We start from the raw sequence: 19,631 nt of genomic DNA on the forward strand, positions 1-19,631 counted from the left end.
AACGTTTAGGTAGGGGGCATTTGTGCTAACGTTTGCCATAGAGCCTATTCCATGTAAATGGATGTATTTTAAAATGTAAAGGGCGTCACAGCGCTTATTAGTCATATGGAGTGAATTTTTCACCATTATCGTTAAAATAAACTCGCCTACAACCGTTACATTTCTATGAAGGGCAATTTAATGAAAATAACGCCCATGGCGCCCGCTAGAGGGTGGTATGGACATAATCCGCGTTGTAGAGCAACCTGAAATCATATCTAAAACCTATATTAGGTTAATCAATAGGCGTGATCCAACATATCCAGAATCCACTTTCATAATAAGGAACGATTCCAGAACAAACGAAACAAGCTGACTCCGGTTGAATACCGTTGCCAGCTTGTTTACTAGAGCTTTTTTCAATGTCTATTGAATTGGAGCTCGTCCAATCTGAAGAATTACTTACTAAAGCTAATTATTATTGTGCTTGCCACAAAGAAGCAGATGCACTCGGTGTCCAACCAGCTTGCGAAGTATGTGCTTGGATACACTTATACGTCACACCGTTATAAGAAACTAAAGCATTTACCGCATAGGCTGTATTCACTGCCCATGGTGTTGCCGTAGAAACTTGTGCGGTCGTGACGGTGATGGAATTACTATTACCGGATTCATTTAATGATGGATCGATTGCGCGAACCGAATACGTATACGACGTATTCGGAGTCAGCCCCGTAATGTACTTACTGGTAGCTGGACCTGTTACGGTTGCAACCACAGTCGAACCGCTATAAATGCGATAGCCTGCGATTCCCGCCGCATCCGTTGATGCATTCCACATTAACGTAAGCGAGTTCGTGCCAGCTGGTCCCATGACATGTAATCCCGTTGGATTGGTCGGCGGTGTTACATCGTTCTGTAGTGGACTGGTAGTTACCTGGACGCTATTGCTGGCGGAAGAACGATTACCAGACGGATCATAGGCTTTGACCGTAAAATTGTAGGTCGTTCCCGCAGTTAAGTTCGTAACCGTTGTGCTGAGCTGGTTGCCCAGTACGGTAGCCACTGGTGTTGAGTTCGAGCCTGCAAAAATTTCATAACCTGTAATCCCATTTTGATCCGTTGAAGCGCTCCAAGATAATGCGGCAGTTGTTGTGCTAACAGCACCCGAAGTCAAATTCGTAGGTGTTGTTGGGGCAATATTATCGGCCGCTCCAAATTGCACGTCAATTACGTTGTACCATGCCATTGGAGTATTTGAAATATCCCAAACAGCTAGGATGATATGATAGCCTGTTCTAGCAGGCACATTACAACTGTGGGACAACGTTGTTGGCGGAGCTTGTCCGTTTCCTTGAACAGTACAGAATGGGGTAAGATCAAGTTGGGCACGTGATAGGGGGGCATTAGGATCCCAATTCGGTTTTGTAATAAAATAACGGTAGCTAGTTGTCGCATGAGGTGCGGTAAACTTCCAAGTAAATGTATTTGTGCCGCTGCTGATACTTGCTTTATTCCAGCGTGTAGCTGTTTGCGCATCTAGATTTCCAAAGCCAGCAAGGCCTGCACTTGCGATTTTTCCATCTGCTGGTCCAGCTGCAGGAAATCCTTTATAACCTTCAAGACTTTGAGGCTCATGAACGATAGAGCCGCAATTGGTATTTAAACCATTTTTACATTGTATCGCCCGACTAGCAGGCGAATCTACATAGCCGTGGGCAGAAGCCGACTTAGCAGATATAAGCATACAAGCTAAAATAAGTAACGCACCACCACAAACAACCCAAACGCGCATCATATGACTCGAATTCATTCTCATATTCTTCGTCATTACATTACCTCCTAGGTTTTTGGTATGGTATTGTATCCACCCATGTCCTCACATCTAGTAAGCAGCGTTATTAGTTGCCTCCTTTCATTCACTTTCACAATCACGTACAAATGAATAGTTCATAACTTTAGCATATCATCTCCTTATAAACCGATTTATATAAACTCTAATGAGCTTATACACGTTGTGGATACATAATGTTGAATGGATTGGGACTCTTTTGAAATGCCAGATTGGGTAGGGGCTGAGGAATAGTAGATAACTCTATAATAATGGAAGCGCTATCATGAATGCACTGAGATTTTAGAACTATTATCAAAAAGCTTGATATAGTGCCAACCGATACGCTCAATGACCTATGTGAATGATAGTATTAGTCTCGAAAGGTACTCCTCGTGTGTGAAAAGTCACGGATCTCTGACGAATTATATTTCGTTTCTAAGAAAAAGATCTGTTTATGATAGAACATTATCAAATTGGTGGAGTTTAAAATGGGGTTGACAGGACACCAAATGGTGTCTTAAAATCAAAACGTCACTAAACGGTGTCCAATTAGGGACCCGGATAAGTATCACGTACAGATAGAAATGTAACGGTTGTCCTTTGATGACAAGAATTAGCTATCTAGAGACATTACCGATGCCTTTAACTTTATAGAGTAGAAAGCACGTTTTAGTTAGAAGAGTTCGCAATAGCAACTGTAATTGCTACAAACAAGTACGGTTTGCAAAATGAATAAAGGGAGATGAATGTATGAGTTTTTTTAAAGACTTATTTTCAATATTTAAAAAGAGAGAGCTATTATTTCTCGAAAGCCAGAAAGAATCAGAAGATGTATATTCTTTTCTATTTGAAAAAGATAAAGATTTTACCTGGAAAGCAGGACAATATGGCTTGTTTACTATTACGCATAAGAAAATAAAAAATCCAACGAAACCATTCAGTATAGCATCTGCTCCTACAGAGAACATTGTTAAATTAACAACGCGTATCGGTGATAGCCCAAGTGATTATAAAAAAGCATTGTTAGAATTAAAGCCAGGAATGAACGTTAAGGCAAGTGGGCCTGTAGGAACTTTTTATATACAAGATAACAGTCCTTCACTTCTGATTGCGGGTGGGATTGGAATTACACCATTTCGGTCGATTTTGAAACAATTAGAGGCAGAACGGGTTGGAGACGGGAAGCAAGTAGAACTACTCTATTTTGATAGCAATAAGTCATTTATCTACAAAGATGAACTTGATGAAATAGCTAACCAAACTTCAATAAGTGTAACTTATCTTGATTCAAGAGATGACTTACATCAAGAAATGGATACGTTTAATGCCTTATATAAAAACAATGGGAAATACTTTATTGCGGGACCGAAGTCGATGGTAGATTCTATTTCTAGCTATTTGCAAAAAAATGATGTTTCAAAACGGAATATTAAAAAAGATTCCTTTTTTGGGTATTAAGTAAGAATATAGTCTGGATTTTCAAATGAACGTGGACTTGAAGGAGCCACATGTTATCAAACCTGAAGACCAGTTTCAAGAACTGGTCTTCAGGACGTATATAAGTAAGTGCACAACACATGTTGTCTGTATACATGTACGAGAATATTAGCATTCATATTCTGGGATAGGCTCGATAACTACGATATGGTTGGATGCATCAAAATAAGACACGTCCATTTTTATTAAATCAGCAGTCCAATAAGCAATACCTGCTTCTCCGGCTAATTCAATAAATGTTTCAAAATCAATCTGCCCACCTTGGGCTTTTTTAATCGCTGATTGAATTCCTTCTTTAGAGGTAATGTTATTGACCTTTTTAGCGATGCCATTTAATTGTGTCTCGATGCGGATATTCCCATCTGTAAAAACATAAACGCCACGATCCACTATAAAATCATATTTTGTAACTCCTAATTTTTAAAACCCATGAACAACCTTTGGGAAATCTCCTGCATTTTCTTCACTCGTTGCAATATTCAAAATGCTTTCTTGATTAAATATCATCTTAGTACGACCTCCAACGTGTTTAGTAATCATCAACATTTTGAAACTCAGGATATGGAGCATCCTATATTATAGCAACATAGACAGTCAACACAAAATCAGACAACTGGAACAACAATTATTAAAAATAGGCAATATACAGGTTGACAAATGTATACAATACGATTAATATATAATTAACACATTGTTAATTGTTAAAAGAGAGAAGAGGTTGTGCTTTCCATGTCAAACAAAGAAGCTTTAGCACAATATGATGTTAAAAAATATCGAACGCCTGATGGCTATACATCTGACATTGCTGTATTTACGATAGTGCCTATTGAAAACGAAGTATTCAAACCGCCCGTACTGGATCTCAAGATTATGCTCATTCAGCGGAGTATGCTTAACAGTGAAGGGCAGCCAAATATCGAAGCAGGGAAGTGGGCGTTGCCCGGTGGCTTTGTAAATCCAGATGAAACTGCCTATGAAAGTGCACAACGTGAGTTACAAGAAGAAACAGGCGTAGATAACATTCACCTGGTACATTACGGTGTATATGATAAACCAGGACGTGATCCGAGAGGCTGGATGATTACAAATGCACACTTTGCCATTGTTCCGGAACATAAGTTGTCCCAAAGACAGGCAAATGACGATGCTGCAGATGTTCAGTTGTTCTCGGTCAAAGAAGTCATGAATTTCGATCTTGCATTTGATCACGCACAAATCATCGCAGATGCGATTCATGTGATTCGCCAGAAACTGCTCAATACGACTGTCGCAAAGGAGTTTCTACCCGAACAATTCACTTACTCGGAGCTTCAAGCCGTTCTCCTTACGGTCACGGATGATTCAGCCATTGCGATGGAATCGGCATTCGCAAGAAAGATCAAATCTTTGCCCTTTATCCAAGCGGTTGAAGGGGAGAAAACAAGCCGGACATCTAAACGACCGACACAGCTATACCGATTCGTAGATATGGATCTAAACAAATCCATTTATTATACAAAAATATGATTGATGATAAGTGATTAAGAGAATATGGTGGCTTAAAGTAGGTAGCACTTCAAAAGTCGACGTGTGAAGTGCGAGTATAACTTTATGGTCACTACTCTTTTTTACAACAAACAATTAACAATTATGCAGTAGTTAAATTAAAAGGAGGAGTACTTAATGAAAAAGAAAAAAGCACTGATTCATATTGATTATACAAAGGACTTTGTTGCGACTGATGGGGCATTGACTTGTGGAACACCAGGGCAAGCGATTGAAGAACGTATTACTGAAATTACGCACGAGTTCATTCAAAACGGTGATTTTGTTGTTTTCGCTATCGACATTCATCAGGAGAATGATCCATTCCATCCTGAAACGAAACTATTCCCGCCGCACAATATTGAGGGAACCGATGGTCGGAAACTCTATGGTCAACTGGAGAATCTGTACCAAGCAAATAAAGACGCATCTAACGTCTACTGGATGGACAAAACAAGATATAGTGCATTTGCTGGAACGGACTTAGAACTCCAACTTCGAGCAAGAGGAATAAGTGAACTTCATCTTGTAGGAGTTTGTACGGACATATGCGTACTCCATACGGCAGTAGATGCTTATAACAAAGGTTTCGAGCTTGTTATTCATGAAGATGCCGTTGCAAGCTTTGATGCCGAAGGTCATGTATGGTCGCTAAGACATTTCAAAGGTTCGCTCGGAGCAGCAGTAGTAAAAAAGGAGGAAAAATGAACATGAATAAGATCGAACTTCCGGTATTCAATCATGGTGATGACAGTCTCGCGCTGCATACCGATAAATATCAAATTAATATGGCGCAAGTCTACTGGCAAAATGATATGCATAACCGTAAAGCTGTGTTTGAAGTATACTTCCGTAAGCTTCCCTTCCAGAACGGATATGCGATCTTTGCAGGCTTAGAACGAGTCATACGTTATTTGTATGACTTCCGTTTTACTGAGAGTGATTTGGATTATCTCAGAGAAGAAGGATACGGTGAGGAATATTTGGACTACCTTCGGACCATTCGTTTCACAGGAACCGTTCGTTCGATGAAAGAAGGCGAATTGGTATTTGCGAATGAACCCATCATGCGAATTGAAGCACCGCTTGCAGAAGCACAACTATGTGAGACGGCCATACTGAATATCGTTAACTACCAAACCCTGATTGCAACAAAGGCATCTCGTATGAAGCAAGTAGTGATGGATGAACAATGCATGGAGTTCGGAACGCGAAGAGCGCAAGAAATGGATGCCGCTATTTGGGGTACGAGAGCTGCCTATCTTGCAGGGTTCGAAGCAACGTCGAATGTAAGGGCAGGGAAATTATTTGGCATCCCAGTTTCGGGCACACATGCTCATTCCATGATTCAAGCATATCGTGATGAATATAAAGCATTTAAGGCATATGCCGAAACGCATACAGATTGCGTATTCCTTGTTGATACCTATGACACACTAAGATCTGGTGTCCCTACGGCTATTAAAGTGGCAAAAGAGTTCGGTGATCGGATCAACTTTAAGGGAATCCGACTTGATAGCGGAGACTTAGCGTATTTATCGAAAGAAGCTCGTAAAATGCTTGATGAAGCAGGCTTCCCGAATGCCAAAATCTATGCCTCCAACGATCTCGACGAACAAACGATCATGAACCTAAAAACACAGGGGGCTAGAATTGATGTTTGGGGTATCGGGACAAAGCTAATTACAGCGTACGATCAACCCGCTTTGGGTGCTGTATACAAGCTAATCTCGATTGAAGACGAAAATGGAGATATGGTCGATACGATCAAAATCAGTTCGAATCCTGAAAAGATTTCGACTCCTGGACGCAAACGTGTATTCCGCATCGTCAACAAGGCTAATGGCAAATCGGAAGGCGACTACATTGCACTGGAACACGAAGAACCGAAGGATGATCAACGCTTACACATGTTTCATCCCGTGCATACGTATATCGCAAAATTTGTAACGGGATTTGAAGCGAGAGAACTTCATCATACTATCTTTGAAAAGGGTAACTTGGAATACGATTTGCCTAAGCTTGAAGAAATCAGGAAGTTTGTAAAAGAAAATCTCGATGTATTGTGGGATGAATATAAACGTACACTCAATCCAGCAGAATACCCTGTCAACCTCAGTCAAGCATGCTGGAATAATAAGATGCGACTGATTGAAGAAGTTCGAAATAAAGTTCAAGAAGCTCTCGAAGCTTAGATGGAAGCTGCCTTAGAAGGAGGCTGTATACGATGGCGAGAATCGGTATTTATGGTTCATCCTTTGACCCTATCACGAATGTCCATCTATGGACAGCAAGTACAATAGCACATCGATGTAAGCTGGACAAGGTGATTTTCCTGCCTTGTTCCAGTCAGAGACAAGATAAGCAAATGCATGTTTCAGATGAACATCGTATAAACATGGTTCGGATTGCGATAGAGGACAACAATAAATTTGAAGTCGACGATTTTGAAATGAATCAACTTGCTTGGGAAATCGCAACATACAAAACAATGAAGCATTTTCGCGAGATATATACGAATGACGAAGTGTATTTTATCATGGGCGCTGATCTTCTAGTAGATATCGGTGAAGGGAAATGGAAACGAGCAAAAGAACTAATTCGTGAAAATAAGTTCATTGTTATGGCAAGAGACGGCATCAATATGCTGTCTGCCATTAGCAAATCTCCAACTCTTCGGAATGCTGACGATGGTCATACGTTTCATTTGATCGATAAAGGGCTCGCAATGGAGATTAGCTCTAGTTATATTAGAGAGGAATTCAAAATGGGCGGAGAGCCACGCTACTTGATTCCTGATAAGGTTTACGACTACATTCGAGTCAATCACCTATACAAATAATAAAAGGGGAAGCGAATTATGAATAAGCAAACAGAAATCATCCATGCACTACATGTAAAACGCACGATTGTACCTTCGGAAGAACTTCGTAATAGGGTGAATTTCCTTAAGGATTATTGCCGGAAAACGGGAGCGAAAGGATTTGTCTTGGGAATTAGCGGAGGGCAGGATTCAACACTCGCAGGGCGAGTATCACAATTGGCAGTTGAAGAGCTTCGTGCAGAAGGCTACGACGCAACGTTTATTGCGATCCGACTGCCTTACGGGACACAAAAAGATGAGGACGATGCTCAACTTGCACTACAGTTCATTAAGCCTGACCACACGCTAGTGTTCAATATTGAGGGTTCTGTAGATGCTCTGGCAGTATCTTATGAGAGTGCTGACGGAAAAGTCCTTTCGGATTATCACAAAGGGAATGTGAAGGCAAGAATGCGTATGATTGCACAGTATTCTGTGGCAGGTGAACATCAGTGTCTTGTAGTTGGAACCGATCATGCAGCAGAAGCAATCACGGGTTTCTACACAAAGTTTGGTGATGGTGGTGCTGATATTCTCCCCTTGGCTGGACTTACAAAAAGTCAAGGGCGTGATCTTTTAAAAGAGCTTCATGCAGAAGAACGTTTATATCTGAAAACGCCAACAGCAGATCTACTCGATAACAAGCCGCAGCAAGCTGATGAAACCGAGCTTGGGGTGGAATATACTGTACTAGATGCGTATCTAGTCGGCAACGAAGTTGCTCCCGAAGCGAAGATAAATATCGAAAACCGCTACGCTAATACACAACACAAACGGGAATTGCCCGTAACACCATTCGATCAATGGTGGAAGTAATGAAGCTGACACTTCGCTTTGAAAGCGGCTTAATGACGATAAAGAGCGATGGTCGAATTAATGAACTAGAAAGTTTATGGAATTTTAAGAAGACAGTTTAGGACAACAAGTCCCGAACTGTTTTTTTGCTATCCGCCATCATTAAATAGCGCTTTTGAAGAAAAAAGTTGGACCGTTTCTTCGGTGACTTTTTAATTTTTTACCAATTCCAATATACTTTATACCAAAAATAGGTTATAAATAGAAGATAGGATTACAATTATATACAGAGGTGATCGTGTTGAGAAAACCTAGCAAAGTTAGACGAATATTACTTATTACCTTGTTGTCAATAACCTTGCTTCCCGTAACAAGTTATTCCGCAGCGGAAAATCAGTTAGCGGGTGGGTCCCCCGGAGTAACAGACGTCGTTTATGACGCTGCGGCTGAATCGGGGATAGTATCGGTATCGAGGGTAGTAAAAGTGTCAACATCTGTACAATTAGAGAGAGAAATTGCCCAAGCAACTGCTGGGACAACCATTGTGTTGGCAGATGGTACATACACAGGAAGCAAAGCGCTGCAAATCAGCGGTAAGCATGGTACGAATACAAATCCGATTACGATTAAAGCCGCCAACCGTGGGCGAGCGGTTATTGCGGGTGCTGAAGTGTTACACATTGACCGTTCCTCGCATATTGTCGTGGAGGGTCTAAAAATTACGAATACTGGAACTGCCGCCCGCAGTGCAGCCGTTCAGCTTGACGGCTCGAACCATATTCGACTGACACGCAATACGTTTGCTGTTCCTGCAACGGGAAATAAACTGATCTGGCTGGAGATCAAAGGTAAGGACAGTGGGCACAACAAGATTGATCGCAACGATTTTAATGGGAAAAGCGATCCTTCACCAGTAATTGCTTTTAGTGGATATATCAATGAATCTGGAACTAAACCTATTAAACAAATTTCTCAGCATGACGTGATTGAATACAATCATTTCCGCAACGTTGCGCTTTCTAAAGCAAACGGCAATGAAACGATTCGTCTAGGAACATCGAAGATTTCCTTATCCAAGGGTCATAATATAGTCCAATCCAATCTATTCGAGAACTGTGACGGAGATCTGGAAGTCGTGTCGGTAAAGTCAGGCGATAATGAGGTTAGGTATAATACGTTCATAAATAATCGTGGCGGCGTGACATCCAGACATGGTCACAATAACAAGTTCTATGGCAACTTCTTTTTTGGGAATGGGGTAAATGAGGAGCTGCGGGGGATTCGGGTGTATGGAAACGACCATAAAATTTATAACAATTATTTTCAAGGTATAACAAGTCAGGCTATATTTTTGGATAGTGGCGATTATGACGGAGGTACAGACGGTAAGGCACCGAATCATACAGAAGCTGATTTAAAGAAACAATGGAGAGTGTATCGTGCCACTGTCGTAAATAACACCATCGTTAACAGTACAGTCGGCATTACGGTCGGTTCAACGAACACGAAAAAAATATACGCTCCGACTGGCAGCTGGATAGCCAACAATATCGTCGCTAACCAGACGGGCATCTTATATCATGAAGACAGCAGCACCGACACCGTCTTTAAGGGTAACATCGGCTTTGGAAGCACATTGAACAATGCGTCACGTGGCCCTTCTGAAATAGTTGCCGTAAATCCAGCTCTCACGATTTCTGACGGCTTGCATAAACTTTCTGCCAGCAGCCCAGCTATAAATAAAGCAGTTAGTGACATCCATCTTGCAAACCCAGTGGAAGTGGTAGATGATATGGATGGTCAACTACGCTCGAAAACCGATGTAGGAGCTGATGAATTTTCGAGTGTGGCTAGCAGCCGTAAACCGCTTAAAGCATCTGATGTGGGTCCAAATGCACCGGAATAAACGGGATATAGTAATGGACTTACTTTTACTTTTATAAAAAACAATGATTATGTCGCAGTTACAAAATAACGAACCGTTCCCCAACTAGAGGAACGGTTTTTCTTTCGACAAATAGCGAAAGAATACTGAACGGGCCATTTAAAAGAGGCAACTAACAACATTCGAATTGAGAGGAGACTCACAGCACCACGTATGAACAAATGAATCAATAGATCCATTGCGTGATGTGATGTTTTTCACAGAGTTGTCGGAAAGAGGTGTCGCTTTCTTGAACATTTAGGGTCAAAGATGTGTCACTGATTGAATTGCTTGGATACAACGATATACTAATTTTAGCTATTAGGTCTTGTCTAGTACTTTGACTGCATTCCGTACTAGGTTCATACAGGCTCGTCAGATCTCGCTTCAACCAGTAACGATGGGGGTAAGACTTATTAAACATGTGGCAAGACATCATTACGCCTTATTTTGTGAAAAAAATCCCATATTACATACAAAGTTCGAGGAAGGTCTTATGAAATAAAAACCGAACATGTAATGATGTTGTTGAGCCTGACCAAACCAGATATGGAATGAAGCCCTACGGCTTACAGACCTAAAACTAATTATCCATTTATAAGAGAATGGAACAGAAATATGAAAGGTGGCAGTATAGAATGGCAATTGATACGGTGATGTGGAGCAAGTTGGTGACAGGAATGACGTTGGCGTTTCACGTTATTTTTGCGACACTTGGCGTCGGTGTACCATTAATGATCGCTATTGCAGAGTTCATAGGGATTCGCAAGAAGGACCCCCATTACACACTAATGGCGAAGAGATGGGCACGAGGATTTATCATATCTGTGGCGGTTGGTGTCGTGACCGGTACAGCGATTTCACTACAATTGGCTCTAGTGTGGCCGAATTTTATGAAAATGGCCGGGAATGTCATCGCACTCCCGTTATTCTTGGAAGTATTCGCATTCTTCTTTGAAGCTATCTTCCTCGGTATTTATATGTATACGTGGGATCGGTTCAAAAATCCATATATCCATTGGCTGCTGACAATCCCGATTGTGCTCGGGGCATGTATGTCTGCTGTATTTATTACGACGGTGAACGGATTTATGAACCAGCCTGGAGGCTTTGTCATGGAAGCAGGTCAATTCACAGCGGTTGACCCAGTGCAGGCGATGATGAATACAGCGACATTCTCTAAGGTGTTCCATGTACTAAGCTCAGCCTATTTGACAGGAGCTGCTCTATTAGCTGGAATTGCAGCCTTTACGATGCTGAGAAAAGGTGTATCCGCCTATCACAAAAAAGCTTTGAATCTTATGATGGTGCTTGTTTTGCTGTTCGGCTTGCTCAACACGTTAGCAGGAGATGTGTCCGCTAAGTTTTTGGCAGAGCATCAGCCTGAGAAGCTTGCCGCAGCAGAGTGGCATTTTGAGACTGAAAAAGGCGCAGATTTAATTTTGATGGGATGGCTTAATGCACAGCATGAAATAATAGGGGCGCTGCATTTGCCCAAACTGCTCAGCTTCTTGGCCTTTGGCGATTTTAATGCAGAGGTAATCGGGTTGGAGGAATTCCCTCAGGATGAATGGCCGCCATTGCTCGTTCATTACCTATTTGATTTGATGGCCGGAGTCGGATTTGCACTGTTCGTTATTGCGCTGCTGTATTTCCTGTTTGTGTTCTGGAAAAAGCGCAATGAACTTAACAAGTGGATGCTTCGTATCATCGCACTGAGCGCACCACTCGCTTTCTTGGGTATTGAACTGGGCTGGTTTTATGCAGAGATCGGGCGCCAACCGTGGATTATCCGAGGATATATGCGTGTAGAGGAAGCTGCGACTACATCACCGAGCATTAGAATTTTATTTTTCGTCTTCTTGCTTCTTTACATCGTACTCGGCACCATGTGTGTTGTTGTACTAAGACGCTTGTTCAACAATAATCCGCCAGAAGTTGAAATGGAGAAATGGATGAAGGAGAAGCGCAATCAATCTATTGAAAAGGGTGAGTCTACACAATGAGTTACGAGCTAATTGGCATCTCGGTGCTCTGGCTGTTCTTATATGGCTATCTTATTGTAGCCTCCATTGATTTCGGGGCGGGTTTCTTCGCCTTCTATGCACGCTGGACGAAACAGGATCACCTGATTAATCGTCTCATTTCCCGATATTTATCACCCGTTTGGGAGATTACGAATGTATTTTTTGTCTTTTTCTATATTGGCATCGTTGGATTTTTTCCGGATACGGCCTATTACTATGGAAACGCACTGATTGTTCCGGGAAGCATTGCCGTTATCCTTCTTGCGATTCGCGGTTCGTTCTATGCTTTTGAAAATTATGGTTCCAAGAAAAACATTGTGTTTCTCTTTTTATACGGAGCAACAGGTTTGCTTATTCCGGCTTCGTTGTCAGTTGCGTTAACATTGTCAGAAGGCGGCTTTATCGTGAAGCAGGGTGAGACGGTTTCTCTGGATTACTGGGCGCTGTTTACCAATCCATTGTCGTGGAGCATCGTTGGACTGGCGATCGTATCCGTTTTGTTCATTAGCAGCTCATTTCTGGCATTTTACGCTTCTCGGGCAGAAGATCATGCTGCGTTGAAACTGATTCGGGGCTATGCTCTGTTTTGGAGCACACCGACGATTATTGTCGCATTGACTGCATTTATTTATTTGGGTCAGCACAACGAGCGGCATTTTCAAAATATGATGGACTTATGGTGGTTGCTCGCGCTTTCGGTTGCGTTCTTCATGATTGCGATGTGGCTGCTTTATAACGGACGCCGTTACGGATTAGCCTTTATATGTGTCATGCTGCAATTTTTCTCTGCCTTTTTCGCATACGGGATTGGGCAATATCCATACATTCTTGATCCGTACATCACGGTTCAGAGCAGTGCAACTTCACCTGCGATGGGTATCGCGCTAGTTGTCGTGTTCATCGGTGGCCTGTGCATGTTAATTCCATCCCTGCTTCTGGTCTTCAAACTTTTCTTGTTTGATGCGGATTATGTAAAAGGAAAAAAATAAAGTTGATTCGTCTATTACGGCCTGTTAGAGGTTTCTCTACAGGCTTATTACAAAGGAGGAGAGATCTGTGAAGAAGAAATCCAGCCTGATTGCTCAGCAAATGTCTTCACAAAGGAAAAGTATGGCCCTCCTCACGGTCATTTCGCTCGCGCTTGGTGCGGCCATTGTTAGTCAGGCCGCACTGCTCGCTGAAGCAGTTCAGCGTATTTTTGTGGAGAGTGCTTCTTTTTCATCGATTATCGTGCTGCTCAGTATACTACTAGCCGTTATGGCAGCACGCACATTGCTGTCGTATGGAAACGGTAAGGTTGGCTTGCAGATGGCTGCCACTGCCAAGACGAATATGCGAGCAGCTGTTTTACAAAGTTTAACCCATGCATCCATGCCTTCAACCCTTCGTGGACAGACAGGAGGGAAGGTCAGTATTGCGCTGGATGCTGTGGATGAAGCTGACAGTTACTTCAGTCTGTACATGCCGCGTATGATGGAAGCTGCTATAATCCCGATTCTGATTTTGGTCGTTACATTTACCCAACATGCCAACACAGGATTCATTATGCTGTTTACAGCTCCGTTTATTCCGATATTCATGATTTTGGTAGGTCTAAAAACAAAGAACAAATCAGAAGAGAAATATGAGGAATTGGCCCAGTTTTCAGGCACGTTTCTAGATTCCCTTCAAGGGCTGGTAACGTTGAAAATATTTGGACGGGCTCACCGTCAGCAGAAGGAGATTGAGCGCAGCAGCTTGAGTTACCGTGATGCCACGATGGGTATTTTAAAGATTGCTTTTACGAATACCTTCATGCTGGAATCGATCGTGATGTTAAGCATCGGTATTGTTGCTCTAGAACTGGCGATCCAACTGCTCGTCTTCAAATCAATGACGTTCCACACCGCTTTTCTCGTTTTGCTGCTCGTTCCTGAGTTTTACAGCCAGTTAAAGAATATGGGAACGGCTTTTCATAGTGGTCGAACAAGTATGGGGGCCATTCGCAAGGTGGAGCAAATGCTTGCTGAAACAGGAGGGGAGAGCAGCAGCCTGAATAACCAGGAAGAAGTAGACACATCCTCCGATGGCATTAATGGGATGGCGCAGCTAGATAAGTTCCAGACAATTCATACGGATCTGCTGCCACTGCCACCATCCATTGAACTGGACAATGTCCGGTTTAAATATGCACCAGATTCATTTGAGCTTGAGGCAGGACCGATCTCCCTTGGACCGAGAGAACACATTGCCATTGTTGGAAAAAGCGGTTCCGGTAAAACAACTTTGCTGCATCTCATTGCCGGTTTGCTGAAACCTGAATCGGGAACGGTTCAAGTGAATGGAATCCCACTTTCGCAATACGATGAGGCAGCATGGTTCAAACATGTTAGCTACATTACACAGCATCCCTATATTTTCTCAGGCACATTTGCTGAAAATATTTCGATTGGTGCTGGTCGTAATGTCTCACGGGCTCAAATTGAGCAGGCAGCCGAAGATGCCGGACTTGCTGAACTTGTTGCTCAATTGGAGCAGGGCTTGGATACCTTAGTTGGTGAAGGAGGCAGGGGACTGTCTGGTGGGGAAAAGCAAAGGCTTGCCTTGGCGCGCGCTTTCTTGAAACGACCTGCCATCATCTTGTTTGATGAACCTACAGTGGGACTGGATTTGCACACTGAGCGGGTACTGCAACGTTCCATTGCTAAACTGGCAAAAACGGCTACGATGATTACGGTAGCTCACCGATTATATACGATTCAACAGGCCGATAACATTTTATTTATGGACAATGGAGTGTTAGTGGATTCAGGACGACATGACGAACTTCTAGAGCGCTTGCCTCAGTACGCTGAGATGGTTGATGTCCAACGAAAAGGGGGGTTAGCATGAATGAGCTAGCTGTTCTGTCAAAAGCTATGATACAGGAGCGCAAGGATATTATCCTTTCGATTTTGGGCGGATTTATCGCCGGCATAGCTGGTGTGATACTCTTTTCCGCAAGCGGGTACACGATCTCGCAAACGGTATTTGCGCCACCACTTTACACATTAATTGTACTCACATCGCTGGTTAAACTGCTTGGTCTGCTACGGGCGGCGAGTCGATATGGAGAACGCTTATATTCTCATCGAGCAACGTTCTCCATGCTTAGCCGTTTGCGTACATCCTTTTTTGCCAAGCTTATTCCTATAACGCCGGGTATTTTTAATAAACATCGAAGCGGTGATTTGCTTGCGCGGATCGTTGGGGATGTAGAGAGTTTGCAGCATTATTTTTTACGAGTCGCTTATCCACCGATTATTGTCGTCATGGTATTTTGCGCTACGATTCTGTTTACTTCTGCCTTTTCGTTCTGGATTGCATGCTTGTTTGTAGTAGGAATGCTGGCAACGGCATTGGTTGTGCCGGGAATTGTTTTATTAGGTCAGCGGAAAATACATGGACGTGTTCGACAGCAACGGGCATTGCTTTCCACGGAAGTAACCGAAGTATTGTATGGTTTCCGGGATTTAAAAGTATATGGGCAATTGGCACAACGAGAGCAACAGCTTCAGCAGGCTTCCGCTCTGTTGGCAGCCGAGCAGAAGCGAGCTGCTGGACACTTGCTGCGCGGGCAATCGATGCACGCTTTCGTTACATTTTTCATTTCCTGGGGTGTGCTGGCACTTGGCGCCTATTTAATTATGGACGGAGCGCTTGCAGGCGTATTTCTTGCCATGCTGGTCATGGCCTCACTAACTGTATTCGAAGAAGCAGCAGCAATGGCCATATTACCTGCGTATAAGCAAGATAGCGAACACGCAGCCAAACGACTAACGGAAACGGTACAAACCTTCGATGTGCAGTCTTCGCAGCCAAGCGGTGCGTTGTCTGTTGATCATGCTGTTTCGATAGAGCTATTCGGTGTTACGTTTCAATATGAAGGGGAGTGGAGACCGGCGCTCAGGGATATGTCCCTGCCTATTTTACCTGGCTCCAAAACGGCGATTGTCGGGCCAAGCGGGTCAGGGAAATCAACGATTATCGAATTGCTGCTCAAGCTGCGTACACCAACAGTCGGCGATATACGATTGAACAACGTTTCAGTGAAGGAACTGGATGAAACGAGCATTTGGAAATCGGCTAATGTAGTGCTGCAGCAAAGTCATTTCTTCCGGGGAACGATTCAGGACAACCTGCTGCTGAATGAAGAAGAACATGCTGACGAACAATTGCTGGAAGTACTGGATAAAGTGCAGCTGTCGAGTAAATCGTTGACTGATATGGTGTATGAAAAAGGGGAGAACCTGTCAGATGGCGAGAAGCAGCGGCTGGCTCTGGCACGGGCGATGCTCCGCAAAGGACGATTATGGCTGTTGGACGAACCTACTTCCTCGCTGGATTATGTGACAGAGCAGCACGTGTTGAAGCATCTCTACGCGCAGGCGGCTAATGATACGCTTCTCCTGATTTGTCATCGGCTTACCGGATTAGAAGAGATGGATCAAATTTTGGTCATGGACCAAGGCAAGGTAGTCGAAAGAGGTTCCTATTCGGAGTTGATGGAGCAAAAAGGCTACTTTTACGAGATGAAGAAAATCGAACAGCAAATGATCGGAGAAGATGGAGTGTAAAAAAATGAGATGATAAATGGCTTACCTGTGTGATTGTTGAGAAGAGTGCCCACCTAATAGGTAGACTCTAAAATAATCACAATGTTATCATGGCATATAAGAAATTGGACAAGAACGGTTCTTGTCCAATTTTTTATTATTATTAACGATTTTAATATACAGCGACTATACAGATAATCCTAATATGTCTGTATTTTTAGGCATATGACCAAGTAAACGCAGCATCGTTGAGATTTGTCCTTTATGATGAAATTCATGCGTAATAGAATGAACTAGCAATTGATGCGGAGTTTTTCTTATAGCTCCAATGCCTATTTTCCAAGAAGGCTCTTTTTCGATAATCTCATCAAATTGATTGGTATACTTATTAAATACCTTATCTACAAAGATGTCTGCTTGTTGAAAATAACGTTGAATATCTTCCATCTTCATTGCATGGATTACTTCTTTTGTTAATAGCGGTGATGTTGTTTCTGACAGCACAAAAGAACCGAGCCAAGCATGATAACAACCAGCCACATGAACCAAAGAATCTCTTATACTTGGGAATCCTAGCTCAAACTCTGTCGTAAGTTCATTTTCATTTAATTGTTTACACTGGTCTAATAAAATCTGTCTTGTTTGTTTTACCCATTCATACTCCTGTTTTTCCATAACTATCCCACCAATTAAGAACATTTTTAATTACAAGCAAATTTACTATTTCTCCTGCAAGACATCTAACGCTTGCTTATATTGCTGCTTTAATTCTACAGCAACTTGTGCGACAGGAGCGACATGTTGGATAGTGCCTAAGCCTTGCCCAGCTGACCAAATATTTTTCCACGCTTTGGCGTCTGTCGCGTTAAGTTGGGAGAAGTCGACGTTATCTTTCTTATTCAGTTGAGCAGGATCAAGTCCAGCATTACGAATGCTCGGAATAAGATAGTTTCCCTTTACACCACTAATGGCATCGGTGTAAATTAGATCATCGAGCGTGGACTCGATAAGCATCCTCTGGTAATCGTCATGTGCAAAGCTCTCCGTTGTCGCGATAAAGCGTGTGCCCATGTAGGCCAGATCGGCGCCGAGCACTTTAGCAGCCAAAATATCCTGCCCATTCGAGATGCTGCCAGCGAGAATAGTGATGCCTTTCCATGTTTTTTTGACTTCAGCGATAAAAGCGAGCGGGTTGATTGTACCCGCGTGGCCACCAGCGCCACTGCATACGAGGACGAGTCCGTCTACGCCGCGCTGCGCAGCTTTAGCCGCATGTTTAAGTGTACTGACATCAGCAAAGACGATCCCACCGTATTGATGTACGACATCGACAATGGGCTGTGGGTCACCAAGCGACGTAATAACGATCGGTGGCTTATGCTTCTTAATTAGGGCTAGGTCAGCTTCTAAGCGCTTGTTCGTGTGGTGAACGATAAGATTGACTGCCCACGGAGCGATTCTTTGTTCGGCCTCTTGGCTCTTTGCGGCGAAGAGGGCGTCCGTTATTTGCTGCATCCAGTCGTTAAGTTCATCGGCTGTGCGTGCGTTTAAAAGTGGGAATGACCCGATAAGACCTGCTTTGCAACTTTCGATAACCATTTTCGGGCTAGAGATAAGGAACATAGGCGCGACGATAACAGGTAAGCTGAGTTGCTGAGCTATTTCTTGGGGTAACTGATTAGACAATTGAACTCATCCTCTCGTAGTTCATATTTTTTGCAAACAAAGTTAGTGGCATGAGAAGCTGCTCAGAGGCTTGTGTATTATAGATATGAAAATGTAAGCGCCATCAATTCGTTGTGTCACAAATTAACTTAGCAGCCGTTGTTGTTGTTTAATTAAGAAGACATTGTTATTTATTGGGTGTGGGTTTATTGCTTTCTGCTTAGGTTTACTAATGGAGACGGTGCAGAGGACGATTTTATGAGATAAGTTGATGATTTTCATATACAAATTAGTATATTAATTAATAATTTGATTTGCAATATCTTACTAGGCAAGCGGATGTCCACCACTTGAATATAAATGATTGAGCAGGCTATCAAGGCCTGCTCTTTTTTAACAAACAAGATTCGCAAAAAGTTGCGGGAGTTTTATAAGTATCTCTATCAGGAGGTTTTCTTTTTCTTCCACGGCTTGAAGACTGAGATAGCAAAAATCAAGAAGGTCAATATGATTTGAACCATTACTGCATACTGCCTGTACATATGATTCTGCAAGAACATCGGATTAGTCAATGCCTCAGCCTGCTGTACATCCAGCATGTTCATATTTGCCACCATCAGTTTGTCAACAACGAAAATGCCAATGAACGTCTGAATAAAATACAATCCATTTGACCGTGATCCACCGATGTTTGAAAAATCCCCAATTCCTAAAAATACCGTACACAAAACCGACGAGCAGCGTACCGACTGCACCAATGCGTACGATTTGATCGCTGACGAGCAGAAGATGCTTGATTTCGTGAAGCCATTTCTAGAAGATGAAGGATATGAAGTATGGACAGTACGGAAAGGTAAAGATGCCGTTCGTATCGTTCAAGAGCTTAAGCCGAATACCGTGTATGGAAAGAAAGACAAGAGGTGCAGCTGACTCCGACGGAATTCAAGCT

16 protein-coding genes and 1 pseudogene are annotated in these 19,631 nt (G+C 42.7%); 12 read left to right on the top strand and 5 right to left on the bottom strand.

The window, feature by feature from the left end:
• Positions 1-457 precede the first annotated feature (457 nt).
• Positions 458-1,810 carry a lytic polysaccharide monooxygenase gene (locus NQ117_RS02250; protein WP_258276395.1) on the bottom strand — a complete coding sequence of 451 codons (1,353 nt, stop codon included), beginning with the start codon at positions 1,808-1,810 and terminating at the stop codon, positions 458-460.
• A gap of 753 nt (positions 1,811-2,563) precedes the next feature.
• On the opposite strand from NQ117_RS02250, the gene NQ117_RS02255 reads away from it, so the two are divergent.
• Complete coding sequence (locus NQ117_RS02255; protein ID WP_258276396.1) at positions 2,564-3,271, top strand: FAD-dependent oxidoreductase; 708 nt, start codon at positions 2,564-2,566, stop codon at positions 3,269-3,271.
• A gap of 147 nt (positions 3,272-3,418) precedes the next feature.
• Here NQ117_RS02255 and NQ117_RS02260 read toward each other — a convergent pair.
• A pseudogene (locus NQ117_RS02260) lies at positions 3,419-3,814 on the bottom strand (DUF1398 family protein).
• Between the two features lie 225 nt (positions 3,815-4,039).
• Here NQ117_RS02260 and NQ117_RS02265 point away from each other — a divergent pair.
• The 10 genes from NQ117_RS02265 (at position 4,040) to cydC (ending at position 17,038) form a co-directional block, all read left to right on the top strand.
• Positions 4,040-4,816, top strand: a complete 777-nt coding sequence (locus NQ117_RS02265; protein ID WP_258276397.1) for an NUDIX hydrolase — start codon at positions 4,040-4,042, stop codon at positions 4,814-4,816.
• A 156-nt stretch (positions 4,817-4,972) separates the two neighbouring features.
• Entirely contained in the window at positions 4,973-5,542 is a 570-nt protein-coding gene (locus NQ117_RS02270) for a cysteine hydrolase family protein (RefSeq protein WP_258276398.1), read from the top strand.
• A gap of 2 nt (positions 5,543-5,544) precedes the next feature.
• Positions 5,545-7,029 carry a nicotinate phosphoribosyltransferase gene (locus NQ117_RS02275; RefSeq protein WP_258276399.1) on the top strand — a complete coding sequence of 495 codons (1,485 nt, stop codon included), beginning with the start codon at positions 5,545-5,547 and terminating at the stop codon, positions 7,027-7,029.
• Between the two features lie 32 nt (positions 7,030-7,061).
• On the top strand, positions 7,062-7,676 hold the full coding sequence (gene nadD, locus NQ117_RS02280; RefSeq protein WP_258276400.1) for a nicotinate (nicotinamide) nucleotide adenylyltransferase: 615 nt from the start codon (positions 7,062-7,064) through the stop codon (positions 7,674-7,676).
• Positions 7,677-7,694: 18 nt separating this feature from the next.
• Positions 7,695-8,513, top strand: a complete 819-nt coding sequence (nadE, locus tag NQ117_RS02285; protein ID WP_258276401.1) for an ammonia-dependent NAD(+) synthetase — start codon at positions 7,695-7,697, stop codon at positions 8,511-8,513.
• A gap of 277 nt (positions 8,514-8,790) precedes the next feature.
• Positions 8,791-10,398: a polysaccharide lyase 6 family protein gene (locus tag NQ117_RS02290; RefSeq protein ID WP_258276402.1), complete on the top strand. Its 1,608-nt coding sequence runs from the start codon at positions 8,791-8,793 to the stop codon at positions 10,396-10,398.
• 656 nt (positions 10,399-11,054) lie between these two features.
• Positions 11,055-12,422 carry a cytochrome ubiquinol oxidase subunit I gene (locus NQ117_RS02295; RefSeq protein ID WP_258276403.1) on the top strand — a complete coding sequence of 456 codons (1,368 nt, stop codon included), beginning with the start codon at positions 11,055-11,057 and terminating at the stop codon, positions 12,420-12,422.
• Complete coding sequence (locus tag NQ117_RS02300) at positions 12,419-13,432, top strand: cytochrome d ubiquinol oxidase subunit II (RefSeq protein ID WP_258276404.1); 1,014 nt, start codon at positions 12,419-12,421, stop codon at positions 13,430-13,432. Before NQ117_RS02295 ends, NQ117_RS02300 begins: the two co-directional genes overlap by 4 nt.
• A 67-nt stretch (positions 13,433-13,499) precedes the next feature.
• Positions 13,500-15,314, top strand: coding sequence for a thiol reductant ABC exporter subunit CydD (cydD, locus tag NQ117_RS02305; protein WP_258276405.1), 1,815 nt, complete (start codon positions 13,500-13,502; stop codon positions 15,312-15,314).
• Positions 15,311-17,038, top strand: coding sequence for a thiol reductant ABC exporter subunit CydC (cydC, locus tag NQ117_RS02310; RefSeq protein ID WP_258276406.1), 1,728 nt, complete (start codon positions 15,311-15,313; stop codon positions 17,036-17,038). The genes cydD and cydC overlap by 4 nt, the downstream gene beginning before the upstream one ends.
• Positions 17,039-17,203: 165 nt before the next feature.
• On the opposite strand, the gene NQ117_RS02315 is transcribed toward cydC, so the two are convergent.
• The 3 genes from NQ117_RS02315 to NQ117_RS02325 all read right to left on the bottom strand — a co-directional run bounded on the left by NQ117_RS02315 (position 17,204) and on the right by NQ117_RS02325 (position 19,287).
• Entirely contained in the window at positions 17,204-17,692 is a 489-nt protein-coding gene (locus NQ117_RS02315) for a DinB family protein (protein ID WP_258276407.1), read from the bottom strand.
• 45 nt (positions 17,693-17,737) lie between these two features.
• The gene (locus NQ117_RS02320; RefSeq protein ID WP_258276408.1) at positions 17,738-18,703 is read right to left on the bottom strand and encodes an NAD(P)H-dependent flavin oxidoreductase; all 966 of its coding nucleotides are present in this window, start codon (positions 18,701-18,703) and stop codon (positions 17,738-17,740) included.
• A gap of 422 nt (positions 18,704-19,125) precedes the next feature.
• On the bottom strand, positions 19,126-19,287 hold the full coding sequence (locus tag NQ117_RS02325) for a hypothetical protein (protein ID WP_258276409.1): 162 nt from the start codon (positions 19,285-19,287) through the stop codon (positions 19,126-19,128).
• An 82-nt stretch (positions 19,288-19,369) separates the two neighbouring features.
• Here NQ117_RS02325 and NQ117_RS02330 point away from each other — a divergent pair, with 82 nt between their 5' ends.
• Complete coding sequence (locus tag NQ117_RS02330; RefSeq protein WP_258276410.1) at positions 19,370-19,612, top strand: response regulator transcription factor; 243 nt, start codon at positions 19,370-19,372, stop codon at positions 19,610-19,612.
• Positions 19,613-19,631 lie beyond the last annotated feature (19 nt).

It is taken from the genome of Paenibacillus sp. SC116 (assembly GCF_024733555.1).
GTDB lineage: Bacteria > Bacillota > Bacilli > Paenibacillales > Paenibacillaceae > Paenibacillus_B.